The organism is Pseudomonas sp. OTU5201 (assembly GCF_038440135.1).
GTDB lineage: Bacteria > Pseudomonadota > Gammaproteobacteria > Pseudomonadales > Pseudomonadaceae > Metapseudomonas > Metapseudomonas resinovorans.
Map to the genome: position 1 here is coordinate 14,380 of NZ_JASATC010000027.1, position 21,020 is coordinate 35,399.

At 61.1% G+C, this 21,020-nt stretch carries 20 protein-coding genes and 1 pseudogene; 17 read left to right on the top strand and 4 right to left on the bottom strand.

Translation table 11 applies throughout. The features are described 5' to 3' along the window. Positions 1 to 9 precede the first annotated feature (9 nt). Positions 10 to 291, bottom strand: a complete 282-nt coding sequence (gene ppnP, locus AAHM40_RS17270; protein ID WP_342245746.1) for a pyrimidine/purine nucleoside phosphorylase — start codon at positions 289 to 291, stop codon at positions 10 to 12. Between the two features lie 78 nt (positions 292 to 369). Then, on the bottom strand, positions 370 to 912 hold the full coding sequence (locus AAHM40_RS17275; protein WP_342245747.1) for an exonuclease domain-containing protein: 543 nt from the start codon (positions 910 to 912) through the stop codon (positions 370 to 372). Positions 913 to 1,028: 116 nt separating this feature from the next. Between AAHM40_RS17275 and AAHM40_RS17280 the strand changes: the two genes are divergently transcribed. Beyond that, positions 1,029 to 1,901, top strand: coding sequence for an NAD(P)-dependent oxidoreductase (locus AAHM40_RS17280; RefSeq protein ID WP_342245748.1), 873 nt, complete (start codon positions 1,029 to 1,031; stop codon positions 1,899 to 1,901). 125 nt (positions 1,902 to 2,026) lie between these two features. Here the strand turns inward: AAHM40_RS17280 and AAHM40_RS17285 are convergent, their stop codons facing one another. After that, the gene (locus AAHM40_RS17285) at positions 2,027 to 2,368 is read right to left on the bottom strand and encodes a DMT family protein (RefSeq protein WP_280283264.1); all 342 of its coding nucleotides are present in this window, start codon (positions 2,366 to 2,368) and stop codon (positions 2,027 to 2,029) included. Positions 2,369 to 2,439: 71 nt separating this feature from the next. On the opposite strand from AAHM40_RS17285, the gene AAHM40_RS17290 reads away from it, so the two are divergent. Genes AAHM40_RS17290 through AAHM40_RS17300 form a run of 3 tightly spaced genes read left to right on the top strand, consistent with a single transcriptional unit; the run spans position 2,440 to position 4,243 of the window. After that, the gene (locus AAHM40_RS17290) at positions 2,440 to 3,291 is read left to right on the top strand and encodes a hypothetical protein (protein ID WP_342245749.1); all 852 of its coding nucleotides are present in this window, start codon (positions 2,440 to 2,442) and stop codon (positions 3,289 to 3,291) included. Between the two features lie 45 nt (positions 3,292 to 3,336). Further along, entirely contained in the window at positions 3,337 to 3,594 is a 258-nt protein-coding gene (locus tag AAHM40_RS17295) for a YkgJ family cysteine cluster protein (RefSeq protein WP_280283266.1), read from the top strand. Positions 3,595 to 3,640: 46 nt separating this feature from the next. Beyond that, positions 3,641 to 4,243, top strand: coding sequence for an START domain-containing protein (locus AAHM40_RS17300; protein WP_342245750.1), 603 nt, complete (start codon positions 3,641 to 3,643; stop codon positions 4,241 to 4,243). A 66-nt stretch (positions 4,244 to 4,309) separates the two neighbouring features. Here the strand turns inward: AAHM40_RS17300 and gltA are convergent, their stop codons facing one another. Continuing rightward, positions 4,310 to 5,596, bottom strand: a complete 1,287-nt coding sequence (gene gltA, locus AAHM40_RS17305; protein WP_028629437.1) for a citrate synthase — start codon at positions 5,594 to 5,596, stop codon at positions 4,310 to 4,312. Positions 5,597 to 5,958: 362 nt separating this feature from the next. Here gltA and sdhC point away from each other — a divergent pair, with 362 nt between their 5' ends. The 13 genes and pseudogenes from sdhC to AAHM40_RS17370 all read left to right on the top strand — a co-directional run bounded on the left by sdhC (position 5,959) and on the right by AAHM40_RS17370 (position 21,005). Next, positions 5,959 to 6,333: a succinate dehydrogenase, cytochrome b556 subunit gene (gene sdhC / locus AAHM40_RS17310; RefSeq protein WP_028629436.1), complete on the top strand. Its 375-nt coding sequence runs from the start codon at positions 5,959 to 5,961 to the stop codon at positions 6,331 to 6,333. Continuing rightward, positions 6,327 to 6,695 carry a succinate dehydrogenase, hydrophobic membrane anchor protein gene (gene sdhD / locus AAHM40_RS17315; RefSeq protein ID WP_028629435.1) on the top strand — a complete coding sequence of 123 codons (369 nt, stop codon included), beginning with the start codon at positions 6,327 to 6,329 and terminating at the stop codon, positions 6,693 to 6,695. The genes sdhC and sdhD overlap by 7 nt, the downstream gene beginning before the upstream one ends. A 3-nt stretch (positions 6,696 to 6,698) precedes the next feature. Beyond that, positions 6,699 to 8,471, top strand: a complete 1,773-nt coding sequence (gene sdhA, locus AAHM40_RS17320; protein WP_028629434.1) for a succinate dehydrogenase flavoprotein subunit — start codon at positions 6,699 to 6,701, stop codon at positions 8,469 to 8,471. Between the two features lie 11 nt (positions 8,472 to 8,482). Beyond that, positions 8,483 to 9,199, top strand: coding sequence for a succinate dehydrogenase iron-sulfur subunit (locus AAHM40_RS17325; RefSeq protein WP_342245751.1), 717 nt, complete (start codon positions 8,483 to 8,485; stop codon positions 9,197 to 9,199). 244 nt (positions 9,200 to 9,443) lie between these two features. Further along, entirely contained in the window at positions 9,444 to 12,275 is a 2,832-nt protein-coding gene (locus AAHM40_RS17330; protein WP_342245752.1) for a 2-oxoglutarate dehydrogenase E1 component, read from the top strand. Between the two features lie 44 nt (positions 12,276 to 12,319). Continuing rightward, positions 12,320 to 13,546 (top strand): 2-oxoglutarate dehydrogenase complex dihydrolipoyllysine-residue succinyltransferase, encoded by a 1,227-nt coding sequence (gene odhB, locus AAHM40_RS17335; protein ID WP_342245753.1) that lies wholly within the window; start codon positions 12,320 to 12,322, stop codon positions 13,544 to 13,546. A gap of 69 nt (positions 13,547 to 13,615) precedes the next feature. Then, positions 13,616 to 15,052, top strand: coding sequence for a dihydrolipoyl dehydrogenase (lpdA, locus tag AAHM40_RS17340; protein WP_342245754.1), 1,437 nt, complete (start codon positions 13,616 to 13,618; stop codon positions 15,050 to 15,052). Positions 15,053 to 15,252: 200 nt separating this feature from the next. Beyond that, complete coding sequence (sucC, locus tag AAHM40_RS17345) at positions 15,253 to 16,422, top strand: ADP-forming succinate--CoA ligase subunit beta (protein ID WP_028629429.1); 1,170 nt, start codon at positions 15,253 to 15,255, stop codon at positions 16,420 to 16,422. Then, positions 16,422 to 17,309: a succinate--CoA ligase subunit alpha gene (gene sucD / locus AAHM40_RS17350; protein ID WP_028629428.1), complete on the top strand. Its 888-nt coding sequence runs from the start codon at positions 16,422 to 16,424 to the stop codon at positions 17,307 to 17,309. Before sucC ends, sucD begins: the two co-directional genes overlap by 1 nt. Positions 17,310 to 17,618: 309 nt before the next feature. Further along, positions 17,619 to 17,969: pseudogene (locus AAHM40_RS17355) on the top strand (group II intron maturase-specific domain-containing protein); the annotation flags it as partial. A gap of 329 nt (positions 17,970 to 18,298) precedes the next feature. Then, the gene (brnQ, locus tag AAHM40_RS17360) at positions 18,299 to 19,612 is read left to right on the top strand and encodes a branched-chain amino acid transport system II carrier protein (protein WP_342245755.1); all 1,314 of its coding nucleotides are present in this window, start codon (positions 18,299 to 18,301) and stop codon (positions 19,610 to 19,612) included. Positions 19,613 to 19,884: 272 nt separating this feature from the next. Continuing rightward, the gene (locus AAHM40_RS17365) at positions 19,885 to 20,619 is read left to right on the top strand and encodes a DUF599 domain-containing protein (RefSeq protein WP_028629426.1); all 735 of its coding nucleotides are present in this window, start codon (positions 19,885 to 19,887) and stop codon (positions 20,617 to 20,619) included. After that, positions 20,616 to 21,005, top strand: a complete 390-nt coding sequence (locus AAHM40_RS17370; protein WP_342245756.1) for an MAPEG family protein — start codon at positions 20,616 to 20,618, stop codon at positions 21,003 to 21,005. Before AAHM40_RS17365 ends, AAHM40_RS17370 begins: the two co-directional genes overlap by 4 nt. The last annotated feature ends 15 nt before the right edge of the window (positions 21,006 to 21,020 follow it).

The window sequence follows — 21,020 nt, forward strand, 5'->3', positions numbered from 1 at the left end:
TGCTGACGTTTAGCGGTATTCACACAGGTAAGCGGTGTCCTGGGCGACTTTCAGCTGGAATTTGCTGTTGGCCGGAACGGTGAACTTGCTACCGGAGGCGAAGGTTTCCCAGGCGTCGCTGCCCGGCAGCTTTACAGTCAGGGCGCCGGCGATGACGTGCATCACTTCCAGCTGGCTGGTGCCGAATTCGTACTCGCCAGCGGCCATCACGCCGATGGTGGCCGGACCTTCAGTCATGCCGAACGCAATGGATTTGACGGTGCCGTCGAAGTATTCGTTGACCTTGAACATGCTGGGCTCCTGGATGGGGTCTGAAAGGGCTCGACAGTATGCCCAAGGCCGGTTTTGCCGTCACTAGGTCCGCAAGCTTCAGGCGGGGAGTACAAGGGGCAGCAGGCGTGCGGTGTTGCGGGCGTCTTCGAGGGCTCGGTGTTGCTGGCCCTGGAAGTGCAGGCCAGCCAGTTGCAAGGCGGTGTGCAGGCCTACCGCGCGCTTTAGCTGACGCGCATCTGCGAACCGCTGTTTGAGGTTCAGATGGGGTATGGCGGCCAGGAGGCTGTGCAGCCCGTGCAATTGCCACTCTTGCTCCAGTTGGCGACGGTCATAGTCACCCCAGCTTGCCCAGCCCGCCAGGCGCGGGCTGTGGTGGCCGAGCCAGCGCTCGAAGGTCTGCCAAACTTGGGGCAGGTGTGCGGCACTGTCCACGTTGGCCTGGCTGATATGCGTGAGCTGGCGGCAGAAGCCGGTCAAGCAGGGACGGCGTGCGGGGCGGACAAAACGCTGGAAATGGTCCACCTCATGACCGTCCGCACGAACCAGGGTGGCGCCTATCTCGATGATTTCCATTTCTTCCAGTGGCCAGCCACCTTCTTCGGTGGTGGCTTCCAGGTCGATGACCAGCCAGTGCGGCATGGGGTTCTCCTTGGCATAGGGGCGGCTGGGCCGGCCTGGACCGAGTATGGTGGTGCTTTCGCGGGGCGGCAAACTGCGTGTTAGGCTTTTCCGCAGGTCGACGAAGGAGAACAACAATGGCTGAAGTAGCGTTCATCGGTCTGGGGGTCATGGGCTTCAATATGGCTGGGCACCTGGCTTGCGAAGGGCACTCGGTGCGGGTTTACAACCGCACGCCGGGCAGGATCTCACTGTGGTGCGACGAGTTCGGCGGCGATGCCTTTGCCACGCCGCGCGAAGCGGCCGAGGGGGCGGAGTTCGTGATGGTCTGCGTTGGAAATGACGCTGATCTGCGTGCGGTTCTGCTGGGGGAGGACGGCGCCTTCGCCGGGATGGCACCCGGCTCGATCCTGGTGGACCACACCACGGCGTCGGCGGATGTGGCGCGGGAAATGGCCACGCTGGCTGCCGAGCGCGAGCTGGGCTTCCTCGATGCACCGGTTTCTGGCGGCCAGGCGGGCGCCGAAGCGGGCATGCTGTCTGTGATGGTTGGTGGGGAAGGGGTTTTCTACGACCGCGCCGTGCCGGTAATCGACAGCTACGCCAAGATGATTCGACATATGGGGCCGGCAGGTAGCGGCCAACTGACCAAGATGGTCAACCAGATCTGTGTTGGCGGCCTGCTGCAAGGGCTGGCCGAGGCGCTTCACTTTGCCCAGTGCGCCGGCCTGAACGCGCAAGGCGCCATGGAGGTGATCAGCAAGGGGGCCGCCCAATCCTGGCAGCTGGAACATCGTCACCAGACGATGCTGGAGGGCAATTTCGATTTCGGATTTGCCGTGGACTGGATGCGCAAGGACCTGTCCATTGTCCTCGATGAGGCGGCGCGTAACGGGGCGCAACTGCCGGTTACGGCGCTGGTTGACCAGTTCTACGCTGAGGTCCAGGCCATGGGGGGTGGGCGCTGGGATACGTCCAGCCTGATCGCGAGGCTGAAAAAGCCCGCGTAGCGAGTGATGTCGGCGTCCTGAGCAAAAATCAGGCTAGGCGGAAGGCGGGGAGAAAGCGGAGTTGACGACCGTCAATGAGCATTTTGAGCTGATTTCCAACAACGCCTGGTCGACGATCAGGTCGCCTAGCTGCGGAAAATGAAGTAGACCGCGCCTAGCAGGCATAACCCCGCCCAGAGGTAGTCCAGCTTCAACGGCTGTTGCATGTAGAGCACGCTGAACGGCACGAAGATCGCCAGGGTGATCACTTCCTGCATGATCTTCAGCTGGCCAACCGAGAGCTCGGTGTAGCCGATCCGGTTGGCCGGCACCATGATCAGGTACTCGAACAAAGCGATGCCCCAGCTGATGAGCGCCGCAATTACCCAGGGTTTGGTGTTCAGGGTCTTCAGGTGGCCATACCAGGCAAAGGTCATGAAGACGTTGGACAGGGTGAGCAGGGCGGCGGTCTGCATCCATACCGGCATGATCTGAGGCTCTGTGTTGAGGGCGACGCGCAAGCCTAATGGGTGCTGATTCTCAAGGAAAGGGGAGAGCCATGGCCTTCTGGCGTGGATTGGGATTCGCGGCGCTGGTGCTGCTCGGGGTTGTAATCGCGACGCTGCGAGGCATTGATGTCGCGCGCAAGCAGCCGGTGATCGCGGAGCTGCACCTGCCGCCGGCGTTCGCGGCGGCGCGGGATTTCGATTTCGGGCGCTACCGCCTGTCCTGGCGTGGCCAGGGGTTCGTGGTTTATCCGCGAAGCCGGCCGGAGAAGGTGCTCTGGGCTGTCGATGGTGGCTTCCTGGCGGCGGGTACCGGGCAGGCTGAGCCTGATTCGCTCAAGCCGGGGCAGGAGCTGCGCGACCGGCGTGAGTTGATCTGTCGCGAACAGAGCCTTGAAGCGTTCGAGCGCCTGGGGAGTAAGTTGATGCTGAAAGGGCGCCTGCGCTGCGTCGACGGCAGTCTGAGCCGCTACGTGGTGGCCTTGGTGGATGATGGTGAGCGTGGCCTGGTGCTGGAAGTGACCCTTGAAAATCCAGATTTAAACCGGCTTTTCCTGAGCTGGCGCCGGGAAGCGGGCGAGCGGGTGTTCGGTTTCGGCGATGCTTCCGGGGCGTACGACATGTCCGGTAGGCGTATGGTTGTGCCAGCTGCCGGGAGCTCGCCAGTAGAGGAGGGGGGCTCGGTCGCCGCCCAGGCCTTCTACGCCACCTCGCGCTTGCGAGCTTTCCACAGTCAGTCTGCGGCCTATCAGTTGTTCGATCTGCGTGAGCCGCAGCGTGTGGGGCTGGAAGTGCATGAAAGGTGGCTCGTGGCACGTATCTACAAGGGCGATAGCCCGGAGGAGCTGCGTGAGCATCAGGCATCGGTCGTCGGGGTCGTGTCAACACCGCCTCCGGCCAAGTAAAATGCGCCTTCGTGCTGCCAATCCTATCGTTCGAGGTTCTTCATCATGCTCTGCCGCCCCGGCTGCGGTGCCTGCTGCATTGCGCCGTCCATCAGTTCCCCGTTGCCCGGTATGCCTTCAGGCAAGCCTGCGGGCGAACGCTGCCTGCACTTGTCCGCTGAGAACCTCTGTCAACTATTCGGCGACCCGCGCCGGCCAGCAGTGTGCGGCGACTTCGATGCTGATCCCGAGGTTTGCGGTGACAGCCGGGAGGATGCCATCCGCCTCCTTGGCTGGTGGGAGCAGGCAACCTCGGCGGCCTAATCTTTCAGCCTGCTTTCGGTCGGTACTGTTCGAGCAAGGAGAGATCATGAGAATCAAGGTTGTGGCGCTCTGTGCCCTGGGTTTGCTGGCGGCATCCGTTGCCCATGCCGAGGACTGGAAGCTGGCCAAGGACGAAGACGGCATCAAGGTTTTCCTGAGTGAGGTGCCGGGTTCCAAGTACAAGGCCTACCGCGGTGTTGCCACCATGAAAACTGATATCGCCACCCTGCGTGCCCTGCAGGAGGATGTCGCCGGTTCCTGCGCCTGGATCCATGAGTGCAAGGATCAGAAGTTGCTCAAAAACGAAGGGGCCCAGAGCTGGACCTACACCCGCTTCAATACGCCCTGGCCGGTCACGCCGCGGGATTCAGTGATCCACGTGACTTCCGAGCTGGCGGCGGATGGAGGCGTGACGCGCATTCTTGAAGGGGTGCCGAAGTACCTTCCGGAGGCTGACGGCTATGTCAGGGTGACTCAGGTGGTCGGTTTCTGGAAGCTGGTGCCAAAGGGGGCGGGGGAGGTGGAAGTGACCTATCAGGCGCACACCGAGCCGGGCGGTAGCGTTCCATCCTGGCTTGCAAATAGCTTCGTGGTCGATGCGCCCTTCAATACCTTGAAAGCGATGCGCCAGCGGGCGGAAAAGCGCTGAAGGGCTAGACAAAGTTGAAATAAAAAAGGCTGCCGATCGGCAGCCTTTTTCATGGTGCAGTCAGCCTTACTTGCGGCCGTCCAGCGAGACGAAGTCACGCTTTTCGTAGCCGGTGTAGAGCTGGCGCGGACGGCCGATCTTGTACGGGCCGGAGAGCATTTCCTTCCAGTGCGAGATCCAGCCGACGGTGCGTGCCAGGGCGAAGATCACGGTGAACATGCTGGTCGGAATGCCGATGGCCTTCAGGATGATACCCGAGTAGAAGTCCACGTTCGGGTAGAGGTTGCGCTCCTTGAAGTAAGGATCGTTACGCGCGATCTCGTCGAGCTTCATGGCCAGTTCCAGCTGCGGGTCGTTGATGCCTAGCTCAGCCAGGACTTCGTCGCAGGTCTGCTTCATGACCTTGGCGCGCGGGTCGAAGTTCTTGTACACGCGGTGGCCAAAGCCCATCAGCTTGAACGGATCGTTCTTGTCCTTCGCTTTAGCGATGAACTTGTCGATGTTCGAAACGTCTCCGATCTCGTCCAGCATGCTCAGCACGGCTTCGTTGGCGCCACCGTGTGCCGGGCCCCAGAGGGCGGCGATGCCGGCTGCGATGCAAGCGAAGGGGTTGGCGCCGGACGAGCCGGCCAGGCGTACGGTGGAGGTGGATGCGTTCTGCTCGTGGTCCGCGTGCAGGACGAAGATGCGATCCATGGCCTTGGCCAGTACCGGGCTGATCGGTTTGATCTCGGCCGGGGTGTTGAACATCATGTGCAGGAAGTTTTCCGCGTAGTTCAGGTCGTTACGCGGGTACATCATGGGCTGGCCCATGGAGTACTTGTAGGCCATCGCCGCGATGGTCGGCATCTTGGCGATCAGGCGCATCGCCGAGACTTCGCGGTGCTGCGGGTTATTGATGTCCAGGGAGTCGTGGTAGAAGGCGGAGAGGGCACCGACCACGCCGCACATGATCGCCATCGGATGGGCGTCGCGACGGAAGCCGTTGAAGAAGCTCTTCAGCTGCTCGTGAACCATGGTGTGGTTCTTGATGGTGCCAACGAACTTGGCCTTCTCTTCAGCGTTCGGCAGCTCGCCGTTCAGCAGCAGGTAGCAGGTTTCCAGGTAGTCGGATTTCTCTGCCAGCTGTTCGATTGGATAGCCACGGTGCAGCAGTACGCCCTTGTCGCCGTCGATGTAGGTGATCTTCGACTCACAAGAGGCGGTCGACATAAAGCCAGGATCAAAGGTGAAGCAGCCCGTGGAGGTCAGGCCCCGCACATCGACTACATCGGGTCCCATGGTTCCGGACAGAACGGGCAGCTCTACGGGGGCTGCGCCCTCGATGATCAACTGCGCTTTTTTGTCAGCCATAGCGGCCTCCTAGTTATGCTTGAAATCATCAGACAGCCCCCCACGCAGGGCCCGGGACACTATAGAGGTATAAATTCGAATGTCAATTTGAAGAAACCCATGTGGCAGTGGGGTTTGCGTGGGTTTTTCGGCGAAAAAAGAGGGGCTACTTACGCCTTTTATATAGGCAGTGCAATCCGCTTTTAGGGGCAGGTGTTCGCATTGTCATTAGTCAGCTAACTGTCTATACTCAGCGCCCGATCGCCAGGGGCCTTAAGCCCGTATTCTGGAGGTCGGCACTCCCTTTGGTGAGGGGTACCTGATCAGTGCACTTCCCGACAACTTGCCCTGTTAGTTAGGGGCCTCAGTGTGAAAAAAAAGCCGTGAATAGCCAACGACCTGTAAACCTAGATCTCAGGACCATCAAACTCCCCATCACTGCTTACACGTCCATCCTGCATCGTATCTCTGGTGTCATCCTCTTCTTCGGCATTGCCGTGCTGCTGTTCGCACTCGACAAGTCGCTGAGCTCCGAGGAAGGCTTCGAGCAGGTCAAGGCGTGCCTGACCAGTCCGCTGGCCAAGCTGGTGGTTTGGGGCCTCCTGTCCGCACTGCTTTACCACTTGGTTGCCGGTGTGCGCCATCTGGTAATGGATGCGGGCGTCGGCGAGACGCTCGAGGGCGGCAAGCTGGGCTCGAAAATCGTCATCGTAGTTTCTGCGGTGCTGATCGTGCTGCTGGGAGTGTGGATATGGTAACCAACGTTACGAACTTCTCGCGTTCGGGCCTTTATGACTGGATGGCCCAGCGCGTTTCTGCGGTCGTTCTCGCGGCTTATTTCCTTTTCCTGCTGGGCTACCTGCTGTTCAGTCCGGGTCTGACCTACGCCGACTGGCACGGTCTGTTCTCCCACACCGCGATGCGCATCTTCAGCTTGCTTGCCCTGGTCGCCCTGAGCGTCCACGCATGGGTCGGCATGTGGACCATCTCCACCGACTACCTGACGCCGATGGCGCTGGGCAAGGCGGCGACTGTCGTGCGTTTCCTGTTCCAGGCGGTATGCGGCATTGCAATGTTCGCGTTCTTCGTCTGGGGCGTGCAGATTCTCTGGGGTGTGTGATCCATGGCTAGCATTCGTACTCTTTCTTTCGACGCCATCATCGTAGGTGGCGGCGGCGCCGGCATGCGTGCTGCGCTGCAACTGGCTCAGGGCGGCCACAAGACCGCCGTTGTGACCAAGGTGTTCCCGACTCGCTCTCACACCGTTTCGGCCCAGGGTGGCATCACCTGCGCAATTGCTTCGGCCGACCCGAATGACGATTGGCGCTGGCACATGTACGACACCGTCAAGGGTTCCGATTACATCGGTGACCAGGACGCAATCGAATATATGTGCTCCGTTGGTCCGGAAGCCGTGTTCGAGCTGGAGCACATGGGCCTGCCGTTCTCCCGTACCGAGCAGGGCCGCATCTACCAGCGTCCGTTCGGCGGTCAGTCCAAGGACTTCGGCAAGGGCGGCCAGGCTGCCCGTACCTGCGCTGCGGCCGACCGTACCGGTCACGCCCTGCTGCACACCCTGTATCAGGCCAACCTGAAGAGCGGCACGTCGTTCCTCAATGAGTGGTATGCCGTAGATCTGGTGAAGAACCAGGACGGCGCCGTGGTGGGCATCATCGCGATCTGCATCGAGACTGGTGAAACCGTCTACATCCGTTCCAAGGCCGTGGTTCTGGCCACCGGCGGTGCCGGCCGTATCTACGCCTCCACCACCAACGCCCTGATCAATACCGGTGACGGCGTGGGCATGGCCCTGCGTGCAGGCGTGCCGGTTCAGGACATCGAAATGTGGCAGTTCCACCCGACCGGTATCGCCGGCGCCGGCGTGCTGGTGACCGAAGGTTGCCGCGGTGAGGGTGGTTACCTGATCAACGCCCATGGCGAACGCTTCATGGAGCGCTATGCTCCGAACGCCAAGGACCTGGCTGGCCGCGACGTGGTCGCCCGCTCCATGGTGAAGGAAGTGATCGCCGGCAATGGCGTGGGCCCGAACAAGGACCACGTACTGCTGAAGCTCGACCACCTGGGCGAGGAAGTTCTGCACAGCCGTCTCCCCGGCATCTGCGAACTGTCGAAGACCTTCGCGCACGTCGACCCGGTCGTCGCGCCGATCCCGGTTATCCCGACTTGCCACTACATGATGGGCGGCGTTGCCACCAACATTCATGGCCAGGCCATCACTCAGGACGCAAACGGCAACGACACCATCGTCGAAGGCCTGTTTGCAGTGGGCGAAGTGGCTTGCGTATCGGTACACGGTGCCAACCGTCTGGGTGGCAACTCGCTGCTCGACCTGGTTGTGTTCGGTCGTGCCGCCGGTCTGCACCTGGAGAAGGCACTCAAGGAAGGTATCGAGGCGCGCGGCGCCAGCGAAACCGACATCGAGCAGTCGCTCAAGCGTCTGTCCGGCGTCAACGAGCGCACCAGCGGCGAAGAAGTTGCCCCGCTGAAGCGCGAGCTGCAGCAGTGCATGCAGAACTACTTCGGTGTGTTCCGTACCGGCGAATACATGCAGAAGGGCATTGCCCAGTTGGCCGACCTGCGTGAGCGCATCGCCAACGTCAAGATCAACGACAAGAGCCAGGCCTTCAACACCGCGCGCATCGAAGCGCTCGAGCTGCAGAACCTGCTGGAAGTCGCCGAGGCTACCGCGATCGCCGCGGAAGTCCGCAAGGAGTCTCGTGGTGCTCATGCCCGTGAAGACTTCGAAGACCGCGACGACGAGAACTGGCTGTGCCACACCCTGTACTTCCCGGGTGATAAGCGCGTTACCAAGCGCGCCGTCAACTTCGCGCCGAAGACCGTTCCGGCGTTCGAACCCAAAGTACGTACTTATTAAGGGTGGCCGACATGTCCAACACTCTCACTGTCAGCGTCTATCGCTACAACCCGGAGCGCGACAGCGCTCCGACCATGCAGGATTTCCAGATCGATACCGACGGCAAGGACGTGATGGTCCTCGACGTACTGGCGCTGATCAAGGAGCAGGACGAGGGTTTCTCCTACCGTCGCTCCTGCCGTGAAGGCGTCTGCGGTTCCGACGGCATGAACATCAACGGCAAGAACGGCCTGGCGTGCATCACTCCGCTGTCCGCCGCCGGCCTGAAGGGCGGCAAGCTGGTGATTCGCCCGCTGCCCGGTTTGCCGGTCATTCGTGACCTGGTCGTTGATATGAGCATCTTCTACAAGCAGTACGAGAAGGTGAAACCCTTCCTGCAGAACGATACGCCGGCTCCGGCCATCGAACGACTGCAGTCTCCGGAAGAGCGCGAGAAGCTGGACGGTCTGTACGAGTGCATCCTGTGCGCTTGCTGCTCGACCTCCTGCCCGTCCTTCTGGTGGAACCCGGACAAGTTCCTCGGCCCCGCTGCACTGCTCCAGGCCTACCGTTTTCTGGCCGACAGCCGTGACAGCAAGACCGAAGAGCGCCTGGCTGCGCTGGATGACCCGTTCAGTGTGTTCCGCTGCCGCGGCATCATGAACTGCGTGAACGTTTGTCCGAAGGGTCTGAACCCGACCAAGGCAATCGGTCACGTACGCACCATGCTGCTGCAGAGCGGTACCTGATTCGATTGCGGTACCCGTAACACCTGCGGCACCGGCCTGGCTGGTGCCGCAGTAAAACCAGGAGCGCAGCTCACAAAGCCGTGTTCCTTATTTGAAAAATATATAGATGACCAGCAGGGGCAACCGGGCTGGTGCCCGGACTATCAGCGGGATCCTTGGTGGCTTACCGAAGTCGCTGTGCCAGGACTTCTAAGCCCTAGTGGTGTCCATGCCGATGGCGTCCCCTTATCGAGGGTGACAAAGCATGCAAGAAAGCGAAATGCAGCGCATGTGGAACAGCGCCCACCTATCCGGTGGTAACGCTGCATATGTGGAAGAGCTCTATGAGCTCTACCTGCACGATCCCAACGCTGTGCCCGAAGAGTGGCGCACCTACTTCCAGAAGTTGCCGACCGACGGCAATCTTGCCACCGACGTTTCGCACTCCACTATCCGCGATCATTTCGTTCTGCTCGCCAAGAACCAGCGCCGCGCTCAGCCGGTTTCCGCTGGTGCTGTAAGCAGTGAACACGAAAAGAAGCAGGTTGAAGTCCTGCGCTTGATCCAGGCTTTCCGCATGCGCGGCCATCAGGCCTCCAAGCTCGATCCGCTTGGTCTGTGGCAGCGTCCGGCTCCGGCTGACCTGTCGATCCGTCATTACGGACTGACCGATGCCGACCTCGATACCACCTTCCGCACGGGTGAACTCTACATCGGCAAAGAAGAGGCTACTCTGCGTGAGATTCAGCAGACCCTCAACGAGACGTATTGCCGCACCATCGGCGCGGAGTTCACTCACATCGTCGATTCCGAACAGCGCAAGTGGTTCCAGCAGCGTCTGGAAAGCGTGCGCGGTCGTCCGGCATTCTCGCCGGAAGTTCAGAGTCACCTGCTTGAGCGTCTGACCGCTGCCGAAGGCCTGGAAAAGTACCTGGGCACCAAGTACCCGGGCACCAAGCGTTTCGGCTTGGAGGGTGGCGAGAGCCTGATCCCGCTGCTGGACGAGATCATCCAGCGCTCGGGCTCCTATGGCTTGAAGGAAATCGTCATCGGCATGGCCCACCGCGGCCGTCTGAACGTTCTGGTCAACACCTTCGGCAAGAATCCACGCGACTTGTTCGACGAGTTCGAAGGCAAGAAGACCGAGGGCCTGTCTTCCGGTGACGTGAAGTATCACCAGGGCTTCTCCTCCAACGTCATGACCCCGGGTGGCGAAGTTCACCTGGCCCTGGCGTTCAACCCGTCCCACCTGGAAATCGTTTCCCCGGTGGTCGAGGGTTCCGTGCGTGCCCGTCAGGATCGTCGTCAGGACAAAACCGGTGACAAGGTACTCCCCATCTCCATCCATGGCGACGCGGCCTTCGCTGGCCAGGGCGTGGTCATGGAGACGTTCCAGATGTCGCAGACCCGTGGTTACAAGACGGGCGGCACCATCCACCTCGTGATCAACAACCAGGTCGGCTTCACCACCAGCCGTCCGGAAGACTCGCGCTCCACCGAGTACTGCACCGACGTCGCCAAGATGATCCAGGCGCCGATCCTGCACGTGAACGGCGACGATCCGGAAGCAGTGCTGTTCGTCACCCAACTGGCTGTCGATTACCGCATGCAGTTCAAGCGTGACGTGGTCATCGACCTGGTCTGCTACCGCCGTCGCGGCCACAACGAGGCTGACGAGCCGAATGGCACCCAGCCGTTGATGTACCAGCAGATCACCAAGCAGCGCACCACCCGCGAGCTGTATGCCGATGCTCTGAGCACCTCCGGTGTGCTCGACACCGCCGCCATCCAGGCAAAGGTCGACGAGTACCGTACCGCTCTGGACAACGGCCAGCACGTGGTCAAGAGCCTGGTCAAGGAGCCCAACAAGGAGCTCTTCGTTGACTGGCGCCCTTATCTGGGCCATGCCTGGACTGCTCGCCACGACACCCGCTTCGAGCTCAAGACCCTGCAGGAACTTTCTGCCAAGGTGCTGGAGATCCCCGAAGGCTTCGTGGTCCAGCGCCAGGTCGCCAAGATCCTCGAAGACCGCCAGAAGATGGGCGCGGGTGCAATGCCGATCAACTGGGGCTACGCCGAGACCATGGCCTACGCCACTCTGTTGTTCGAAGGCCATCCGGTGCGCATCACCGGCCAGGACGTTGGTCGTGGCACCTTCTCGCACCGCCACGCGGCGCTGCACAGCCAGAAGGACGCCAGTACCCACCTGCCGCTGCAACACCTGTTCGACGCGCAGCCCAAGTTCGAACTGTACGACTCCTACCTCTCGGAAGAAGCCGTACTGGCATTCGAATACGGTTACTCGACCACCATGCCGAACGCCTTGGTGATCTGGGAAGCCCAGTTCGGTGACTTCGCCAACGGCGCCCAGGTCGTAATCGACCAGTTCATCACCAGCGGTGAGCACAAGTGGGGCCGTCTCTGCGGTCTGACCATGCTGCTGCCGCATGGCTACGAAGGCCAGGGTCCGGAGCACTCGTCCGCGCGTCTGGAGCGCTACCTGCAGCTGTGCGCCGAGCACAACATCCAGGTTTGCGTGCCGACCACCCCGGCTCAGGTCTACCACATGTTGCGTCGCCAGGTGATCCGTCCGCTGCGCAAGCCGCTGGTGGCCCTGACTCCGAAGTCGCTGCTGCGCCACAAGTTGGCCATCTCGACCCTGGAAGATCTGGCCGAAGGCTCCTTCCAGACCGTCATCGGCGAGATCGACCAGATCGATCCGAAGAAGGTCGACCGTCTGGTCCTGTGCAGTGGCAAGGTCTACTACGATCTGCTGGAGAAGCGTCGTGCCGAAGGCCGCGAAGATATTGCCATCGTGCGTATCGAGCAGCTGTATCCGTTCCCCGAGGACGATCTGGCCGAGGTACTGGCTCCGTACAAGAACCTCAAGCACATCGTCTGGTGCCAAGAAGAGCCGATGAACCAGGGCGCCTGGTACTGCAGCCAGCACCACATGCGTCGTGTCGCGGCGGCTCACAAGAAGGGCCTGTTCCTCGAGTACGCCGGTCGTGAAGGTTCGGCAGCTCCGGCTTGCGGTTATGCCTCCATGCACGCCGAGCAGCAGGAAAAACTGCTGCAAGATGCATTTACTGTTTAACGCCTTCGCGCAGAAGAAACCGAATTAGATAGGAACCCTACAGAATGGCTATCGAGATCAAAGCCCCCACTTTCCCGGAATCGGTTGCCGACGGCACTGTGGCTACCTGGCACAAGAAGCCGGGCGATGCGGTCAAGCGTGACGAACTGATTGTCGACATCGAAACCGACAAAGTGGTCATGGAAGTCCTCGCGGAAACCGACGGCGTCCTGGCTGAAATCGTCAAGAACGAGGGCGACACCGTCCTCAGCGGCGAACTGCTCGGCAAGCTGAACGCGGGCGCCGCCGCTGCTGCCGCCCCGGCCGCTGCTGCCGCCGCTCCGGTTGCCCAGGCTGCTGCTCCGGCTGCCGCTGCTGCCGACGACGCCATCCTCTCTCCGGCCGCCCGCAAGCTGGCTGAAGAGAACGGCATCGACCCGAACAGCATTGCCGGTACTGGCAAAGGCGGTCGTGTGACCAAGGAAGACGTGGTCGCTGCCGTTGAAGCCAAGAAATCCGCTCCGGCTGCTGCTCCGTCTGCCAAGCCCGCCGCTCCGGCTGCCGAGGCTCCGGTCTTCGCCGCTGGCGACCGCGTCGAGAAGCGCGTACCGATGACCCGCCTGCGTGCCAAGGTTGCCGAGCGTCTGGTCGAAGCCCAGTCCACCATGGCCATGTTGACCACCTTCAACGAAGTTGACATGACCGAAGTCATGGCACTGCGTTCGAAATACAAGGACCTGTTCGAGAAGACCCACAACGGTGTGCGCCTGGGCTTCATGTCCTTCTTCGTCAAGGCTTCCGTCGAGGCGCTGAAGCGCTTCCCGGCGGTCAACGCTTCCATTGACGGCAACGACATCGTCTACCACGGCTACCAGGACATCGGCGTAGCTGTTTCCAGCGACCGTGGCCTGGTGGTTCCGGTCCTGCGCAACGCAGAGCTGATGAGCCTGGCCGAAGTCGAGAACGGCATCGCGACCTTCGGCAAGAAGGCCCGCGAGGGCAAGTTGTCCATCGACGAGATGACCGGTGGCACCTTCACCATCACCAACGGCGGCACCTTCGGCTCGATGATGTCGACCCCGATCGTCAACCCGCCGCAGGCCGCCATCCTTGGCATGCACAACATCATCCAGCGCCCGATGGCCATCAACGGTCAGGTTGTTATCCGCCCGATGATGTACCTGGCTCTGTCCTACGACCACCGCCTGATCGATGGCAAGGAAGCTGTAAGCTTCCTGGTGACCATCAAGAACCTGCTGGAAGACCCGGCTCGTCTGCTGCTGGACATCTGATCGGCAGTCTCTCTTTACGGCGGCCCCCCTTGCAGGGGTCGTCCGGTTTCATATGAGAAGGAATGAGTTATGACCCAGAAATTCGACGTGGTAGTGATTGGTGCGGGCCCTGGCGGCTACGTTGCCGCCATCAAGGCAGCTCAGCTCGGCCTGAAAACCGCCTGCATCGAGAAGTACCAGGACAAGGAAGGCAAGACCGCTCTGGGCGGCACCTGCCTGAACGTCGGCTGCATTCCGTCGAAGGCGCTGCTGGACAGCTCCTACAAGTACCATGAGGCCGTTGAGGGCTTCAAAATCCACGGTATCGAAGCCAAGGGCGTCACCATCGACGTACCGGCTATGGTTGGTCGCAAGAACACCATCGTTAAGAACCTGACCGGCGGTGTGAGCACCCTGTTCAAGGCCAACGGTGTGACCCTGCTGGAAGGCCACGGCAAGCTGCTAGCCAACAAGCAGGTCGAAGTGACCGGCTCCGACGGCAAGGTACAGATCGTCGAGGCCGAGAGCGTGATCCTCGCTTCCGGCTCCAAACCGGTAGACATCCCGCCGGCCCCGGTCGACCAGGACGTGATCGTCGACTCCACCGGCGCCCTGGACTTCCAGACCGTTCCGAAGAAGCTGGGCGTGATCGGCGCCGGCGTTATCGGCCTCGAACTGGGCTCCGTCTGGGCCCGCCTGGGCGCTGAAGTGACCGTCATCGAAGCGCTGGATAAGTTCCTCCCGGCTGCTGACGAGCAGGTTTCCAAGGAAGCCCTGAAGGTCCTCACCAAGCAAGGCCTCAAGATTCGTCTGGGTGCTCGCGTGACCGGCTCGGAAGTAAAGAAGAAGCAGGTCACTGTGAACTTCACCGACGCCAACGGCGAGCAGAAAGAAACCTTCGACAAGCTGATCGTGGCAGTGGGCCGTCGCCCGGTGACCACCGACCTGCTGGCCGCAGACAGCGGTGTGACCCTGGACGAGCGCGGTTTCATCTTTGTCGATGACTACTGCAAGACCAGCGTTCCGGGCGTCTACGCCATCGGCGACGTGGTGCGTGGCGCCATGCTGGCCCACAAGGCTTCGGAAGAGGGCATCATGGTCGCCGAGCGCATTGCCGGCCACAAAGCCCAGATGAACTACGACCTGATTCCGTCGGTCATCTACACCCACCCGGAAATCGCATGGGTTGGCAAGACCGAGCAGGCTCTGAAGGCCGAAGGCGTTGAAGTCAACGTCGGCACCTTCCCGTTCGCTGCCAGCGGCCGCGCCATGGCTGCCAACGACACCGCCGGTTTCGTCAAGGTCATCGCCGATGCGAAGACCGACCGCGTACTGGGCGTCCACGTTATTGGCCCAAGCGCTGCCGAACTGGTCCAGCAAGGTGCCATCGGCATGGAATTCGGCACCAGTGCCGAAGACCTCGGCATGATGGTCTTCTCGCACCCGACCCTGTCCGAAGCGCTGCACGAAGCGGCCCTCGCGGTGAATGGCCATGCCATTCACATCGCCAACCGCAAGAAGCGCTAAGCAATAACCCCTGCACGGGTCGCGCGCGAACTCGTGCAGGACGAAGAACCACGGCGGGTGGCCCGTCGTGAGCATCGCCCAGTAGGGCGAGGCTCACCGCGGAAAGCCCGCCGGACTGCCTTCATCAGCAGTCACAGGTGGCGCGGCACCACGAATGCAGCGCCGAATGCGCAATACCTAAACGAAGACGGTAGACAAGCATGAATCTCCACGAGTATCAGGGTAAGCAGCTGTTCGCTGAATACGGCCTGCCCGTATCCAAGGGCTTTGCCGTAGACACCCCGGAAGAAGCCGCAGAAGCCTGCGAAAAAATCGGTGGCAGCGAATGGGTTGTGAAGGCCCAGGTCCACGCTGGCGGCCGCGGTAAAGCGGGCGGCGTGAAGCTGGTCAAGAGCAAGGAAGACGCCAAGGCGTTCGCAGCCAACTGGCTGGGCAAGCGCCTGGTGACTTACCAGACTGACGCCAATGGTCAGCCGGTCAGCAAAATCCTGGTCGAATCCTGCACCGACATCGCCAAGGAACTGTACCTGGGCGCCGTGGTAGATCGTTCCAGCCGCCGTATCGTGTTCATGGCTTCCACCGAAGGTGGCGTGGACATCGAGAAAGTAGCTCACGACACTCCCGAGAAGATCCTCAAGGCCACCATCGACCCGCTGGTCGGTGCTCAGCCCTACCAGGGCCGTGAGCTGGCATTCCAGCTGGGCCTGGAAGGTGACCAGATCAAGCAGTTCACCCACATCTTCGTTGGCCTGGCCAAGCTGTTCCAGGACTACGACCTGGCCCTGCTGGAAGTGAACCCGCTGGTCATCAAGGCTGACGGCAACCTGCATTGCCTGGACGCCAAGATCAACATCGACAGCAACGCCATGTACCGTCAGCCCAAGCTGCGCGCCATGCACGACCCGTCCCAGGACGACGCTCGTGAAGCCCATGCGCAGAAGTGGGAGCTGAACTACGTCGCCCTGGAAGGCAACATTGGCTGCATGGTCAACGGTGCCGGCCTGGCCATGGGTACCATGGACATCGTCAACCTCCACGGCGGCAAGCCGGCCAACTTCCTTGACGTTGGCGGCGGTGCAACCAAAGAGCGCGTGACCGAAGCGTTCAAGATCATCCTCTCCGACAGCAACGTTCAAGCCGTTCTGGTGAACATCTTCGGCGGCATCGTCCGCTGCGACATGATCGCTGAAGGCATCATCGGTGCCGTGAAGGAAGTCGGCGTGAAGGTTCCGGTCGTGGTTCGTCTGGAAGGCAACAATGCTGACCTCGGTGCCAAGGTACTGGCCGAGAGCGGTCTGAACATCATCGCGGCGACCAGCCTGACCGACGCTGCACAGCAAGTCGTCAAGGCCGCGGCGGAGGGCAAGTAATGAGCGTCCTGATCAACAAAGACACCAAAGTCATCTGCCAAGGCTTCACCGGTAGCCAGGGTACTTTCCACTCCGAACAAGCCATCGCCTACGGCACCAAGATGGTTGGCGGCGTGACCCCCGGCAAGGGCGGCACCACCCACCTGGGCCTGCCGGTGTTCAACACCGTCAAGGAAGCCGTTGAAGCCACTGGCGCCGAAGCTTCGGTCATCTACGTTCCGGCTCCCTTCTGCAAGGACTCGATCCTGGAAGCGGCCAACGGCGGCATCAAGCTGATCGTTTGCATCACCGAAGGCATCCCGACCCTCGACATGCTGGACGCCAAGGTCAAGTGTGACGAGCTGGGCGTACGCCTGATCGGCCCGAACTGCCCGGGCGTGATCACTCCCGGCGAGTGCAAGATCGGCATCATGCCGGGTCACATCCACCTGCCGGGCAAAGTAGGCATCGTGTCGCGTTCCGGCACCCTGACCTATGAAGCCGTGAAGCAGACCACCGACGCCGGCTTCGGCCAGTCCACTTGCGTGGGCATCGGCGGTGACCCGATCCCGGGCTCCAACTTCATCGACATCCTGAAGCTGTTCCAGGAAGACCCGCAGACCGAAGCCATCGTCATGATCGGCGAGATCGGCGGTTCCGCTGAAGAAGAAGCTGCTGCCTTCATCAAGGCCAACGTGACCAAGCCGGTGGTGTCCTACATCGCTGGTGTGACCGCACCGCCCGGCAAGCGCATGGGCCACGCCGGCGCCATCATCTCTGGTGGCAAAGGCACTGCGGACGAGAAGTTCGCTGCGCTGCAAGACGCTGGTGTTAAAACCGTGCGTTCGCTGGCCGACATCGGCAAGGCCCTGGCCGAGCTGACAGGCTGGGAAGTCAAGAACGCCTAAGGCATCTTGACGCAAGCAAAGGCCACCCCTCGGGGTGGCCTTTGTCGTTGTGCGCCAGGCATGGCGCGTTGCACGTAAGCGCAACCCGTTTGGCTGTGGTGGCTGAGCGGGTGACTTGGAGGTGAAAGCCCTCTACACACCCGGCAAGGGGAAGTGTTAGCCAGGGGCAAGGGTGTCGCGGGTGACTGCGAATCGGAAGGAAGCCCAAGGCAAACTGCTGGCCTGACGAACAGGAAGCGGATCAGGCGGCGTAGCGGGGTAAGGTCGCAATGACTACCAAAGCCCAATACTTGCACGGAACGCTACGACGTAAAGATGACAAGCGTCATCGAGCGGATCAACCCGGTGCTGCGTGGCTGGGCTGGCTGTTTCAAGCTGAGCCAGAGCAAGCGACCGCTGGAGGATCTGGATGGCTGGATCAGGCACAAGCTTCGCTGTGCCCTGTGGCGTCAATGGAAGCGGCCCTCGACGAGGGCACGCAATCTAATGCGTCTAGGGCTTGACGATGCTAAGGCCCGTAAATCCACCTCTAATGGCTGTGGTCCATGGTGGAATTCGGGAGCACCCCACATGAATCGGGCGCTACCGAAGAAACTGTGGGATCAGCTTGGATTGATCTCGATACTGGATACGGTTAACCCGCTCACTCGCATGACCTGAACCGCCGTATACGGAACCGTACGTACGGTGGTGTGAGAGGACGGCGGGGGGTGACCCCGCCTTCTACTCGATTCTGGTGCAACCTTTTTCATGCTTGGTGTAACCGCTTGTCGGTTAAGCGACAGAAATGGTTGCTACTCCGACAGCCTGATCCACGTCAGGCGCCTGGCACAGTAAAATCGGTAGGGTTGCACCTATCCCGCTTTCAAAGCTTCAAAAGAGCCGAGGCGGGCAACAGCGATCAATCCCAAACGGATGGATGACGTTTCCCCAAACCCCAAGGGAAACCCTTCGGAACGTATGAAATTCTGCCTGTGGTACTTCCCCTCATGATTCGATTGAAAGGCTCGGACCTCGTTGCCCTTGGTTTTATGACCTTTGCGCTTTTCCTTGGCGCAGGAAACATCATCTTCCCACCCAGCGCTGGCATGGCTGCGGGTGATAACGTCTGGCGTGCTGCGTTGGGCTTCCTCCTGACGGGTGTTGGCTTGCCGCTGCTTACCGTCGTCGCCCTGGCTCGCGTAGGGGGTGGCATGGATCGCTTGACCGCGCCGCTCGGTAAGCGTGCCGGCCTACTCCTGGCAGTTGCCGTGTATCTGGCCATCGGCCCGCTGTTCGCGACTCCGCGAACCGCTGTGGTGTCCTTTGAAATGGGCGTTGCCCCCTTTACCGGCGATAGCGGCGTTGCCCTGTTCCTCTACAGCGCTGCCTATTTCGCTGCCGTGCTCATCCTTGCCCTGAACCCGGGCAAACTGGTGGATAGCATCGGTAAATTCATCACGCCGGTTCTGCTTTCTGCACTGTTGGTGCTGGGTGGCGCCGCGCTGTTCGCCCCCGCTGGGACGATCGGCACTTCGGCTGCCGACTATCAGGCCGCTCCCTTCGTTCAGGGCTTCCTGCAGGGCTACCTGACCATGGACACGCTTGGCGCCCTGGTCTTCGGTATCGTGATTGCCACCGCGATTCGCGACCGCGGCGTCCAGGACCTGCGGCTGGTGACCCGCTACTCTGTGATAGCTGGCGCCATCGCCGCTCTTGGCCTGTCGCTGGTTTACCTGGCGCTGTTTTATCTTGGCGCGACCAGCCAGGGTATCGCCGGCGAAGCGCACAACGGTGTGCAGATCCTCACTGCCTACGTGCAACACACCTTCGGCACTGCGGGCAGCCTGCTGTTGGCCGTGGTCATCACCCTGGCCTGCCTGACCACCGCGGTCGGCTTGCTCACCGCCTGTGGCGAGTTCTTCAGCAAGTTGCTGCCGTTCTCGTATCGCACGGTGGTCCTGGCGTTTGGTCTGTTCAGTCTCCTAGTGGCCAACCAGGGTCTGACCCAACTCATCAGTCTGTCGGTGCCGGTGCTGGTCGGGCTTTACCCGCTGGCCATCGTCCTCATTGCCCTCAGCCTGCTGGATAAGCTCTGGGTCGACCCGCGTCGTGTCTTCGTCCCGACAATGTCCATCGCACTGGTCTTCGGCGTGGCCGATGGCTTCGCAGTCGCAGGGTTCAAAGACGTTGTTCCTGCGTTGTTTGGCCAGATGCCGCTAGCCCATCAGAGCCTCGGCTGGCTGGTACCGGTGCTGGTTGTCCTGGGAATCTCGATGGTGGCCGACCGTGTTATGGCACGCGCTGTCACCAGCCCTGTCTGACCGTTGCCGGATCGAGGAAGGCCGCCGAAAGGCGGCCTTTTTCGTGGCGCCGGGTTAAAGGGGAGGAGAGGCGCCTGCTTTGCCATCGGATCTCGTAAAGTGCGCCGGAATCCCACTTCAGGAGTTCCGTCCGCTCAGGTCTCCCGGCGCAGCTTGCCGACCCGGGTACCGGTCGAATGAGCTGCGTGTTTCCCCCTGGTAGTGCATTGCACGTGTCGTGTTGTCATGGCCATGGATCGCTATAATTCGCCGCGTTCTTACAAGGAATTTGCATGTCGACCATTCTGCGCAACTGGCCTCATCTGGTGGCCATTCTCTGGTTCATTACCTGCTGGGTGGGGTACACCCGCTACGCCATCTGGAAAGGCAAGGACACCGCCTGCCTGGCTTCGGTCCTGCATCTTTACCGCGAGGACTGGATGCGTCGCCTGTTGCTGCGCGACAACCGTATCGCCGACGCCAGTGTGATCGGCAACCTTGAGCGCAATGCCTCGTTCTTCGCCTCCAGTACCTTGATCATCCTGGCCGGCATTCTCACGGTGTTCGGATCCACTGATCGCGCGGTGTCGGTGCTGGCCGACCTGCCGTTCGTGCAGGCTGCCAGCCGCAGTATTTCCGAGTTGAAGCTGTTAGGCCTCGCCGTCGTCTTCGTCTACGCCTTCTTCACTTTCAGTTGGTGCATGCGTCAGTACAACTTCGCCGCCATCCTCGTGGGATCGGCGCCGATGATCGGAGAGAAACACGTCAGCGAGCAGGAGAGGAAGGCCTTCGCCGAGCGTACCGCGCGGGTGATTTCCCTGGCGGCCAACCAGTTCAACTTCGGCTTGCGCAGCTACTATTTCGGCTTGGCCATGCTGGCCTGGTTCATCAATCCCTGGTTTTTCATCATTGCGACCACGGGTGTTGTGCTGGTGCTTTACCGCCGCGAATTCCATTCCGATGTACTGGATGTGATGGTCTACACCCCAACTCACGCGCTGGAAGCGCCCAAGGAGAAGGTCGAATGAGTATTCCGTTCTGGTGCCTGTTCATCGCGGCCTTGCTCATCTACGTGGCCAAGGCGCCCGTGGCCAAAGCCATGAGTGAAGAAGGGAAGGGCTACGACAACCGTCATCCACGTGCGCAGCAGGCACGGTTGACTGGTTTCGGTGCGCGGGCTGTGGCGGCGCATCAGAACAGCATCGAGATTTTCCCGCTGTTCGCCGCCGGTGTGCTCATGTCCCATGTCACCCAGACCCACGGCTACTTCGTCGACCTGCTGGCGATCATCTTCATCGTGTCGCGCGTGCTTTACCTGTTCCTCTATTGGAACGACAAGGCCACCCTGCGCAGCTTGGTCTGGTTCGTCGGCCTGCTCTGCTGCCTGTTGTTGATGCTCAGTCCGGCACTCTGACGCCAGAAACGACAA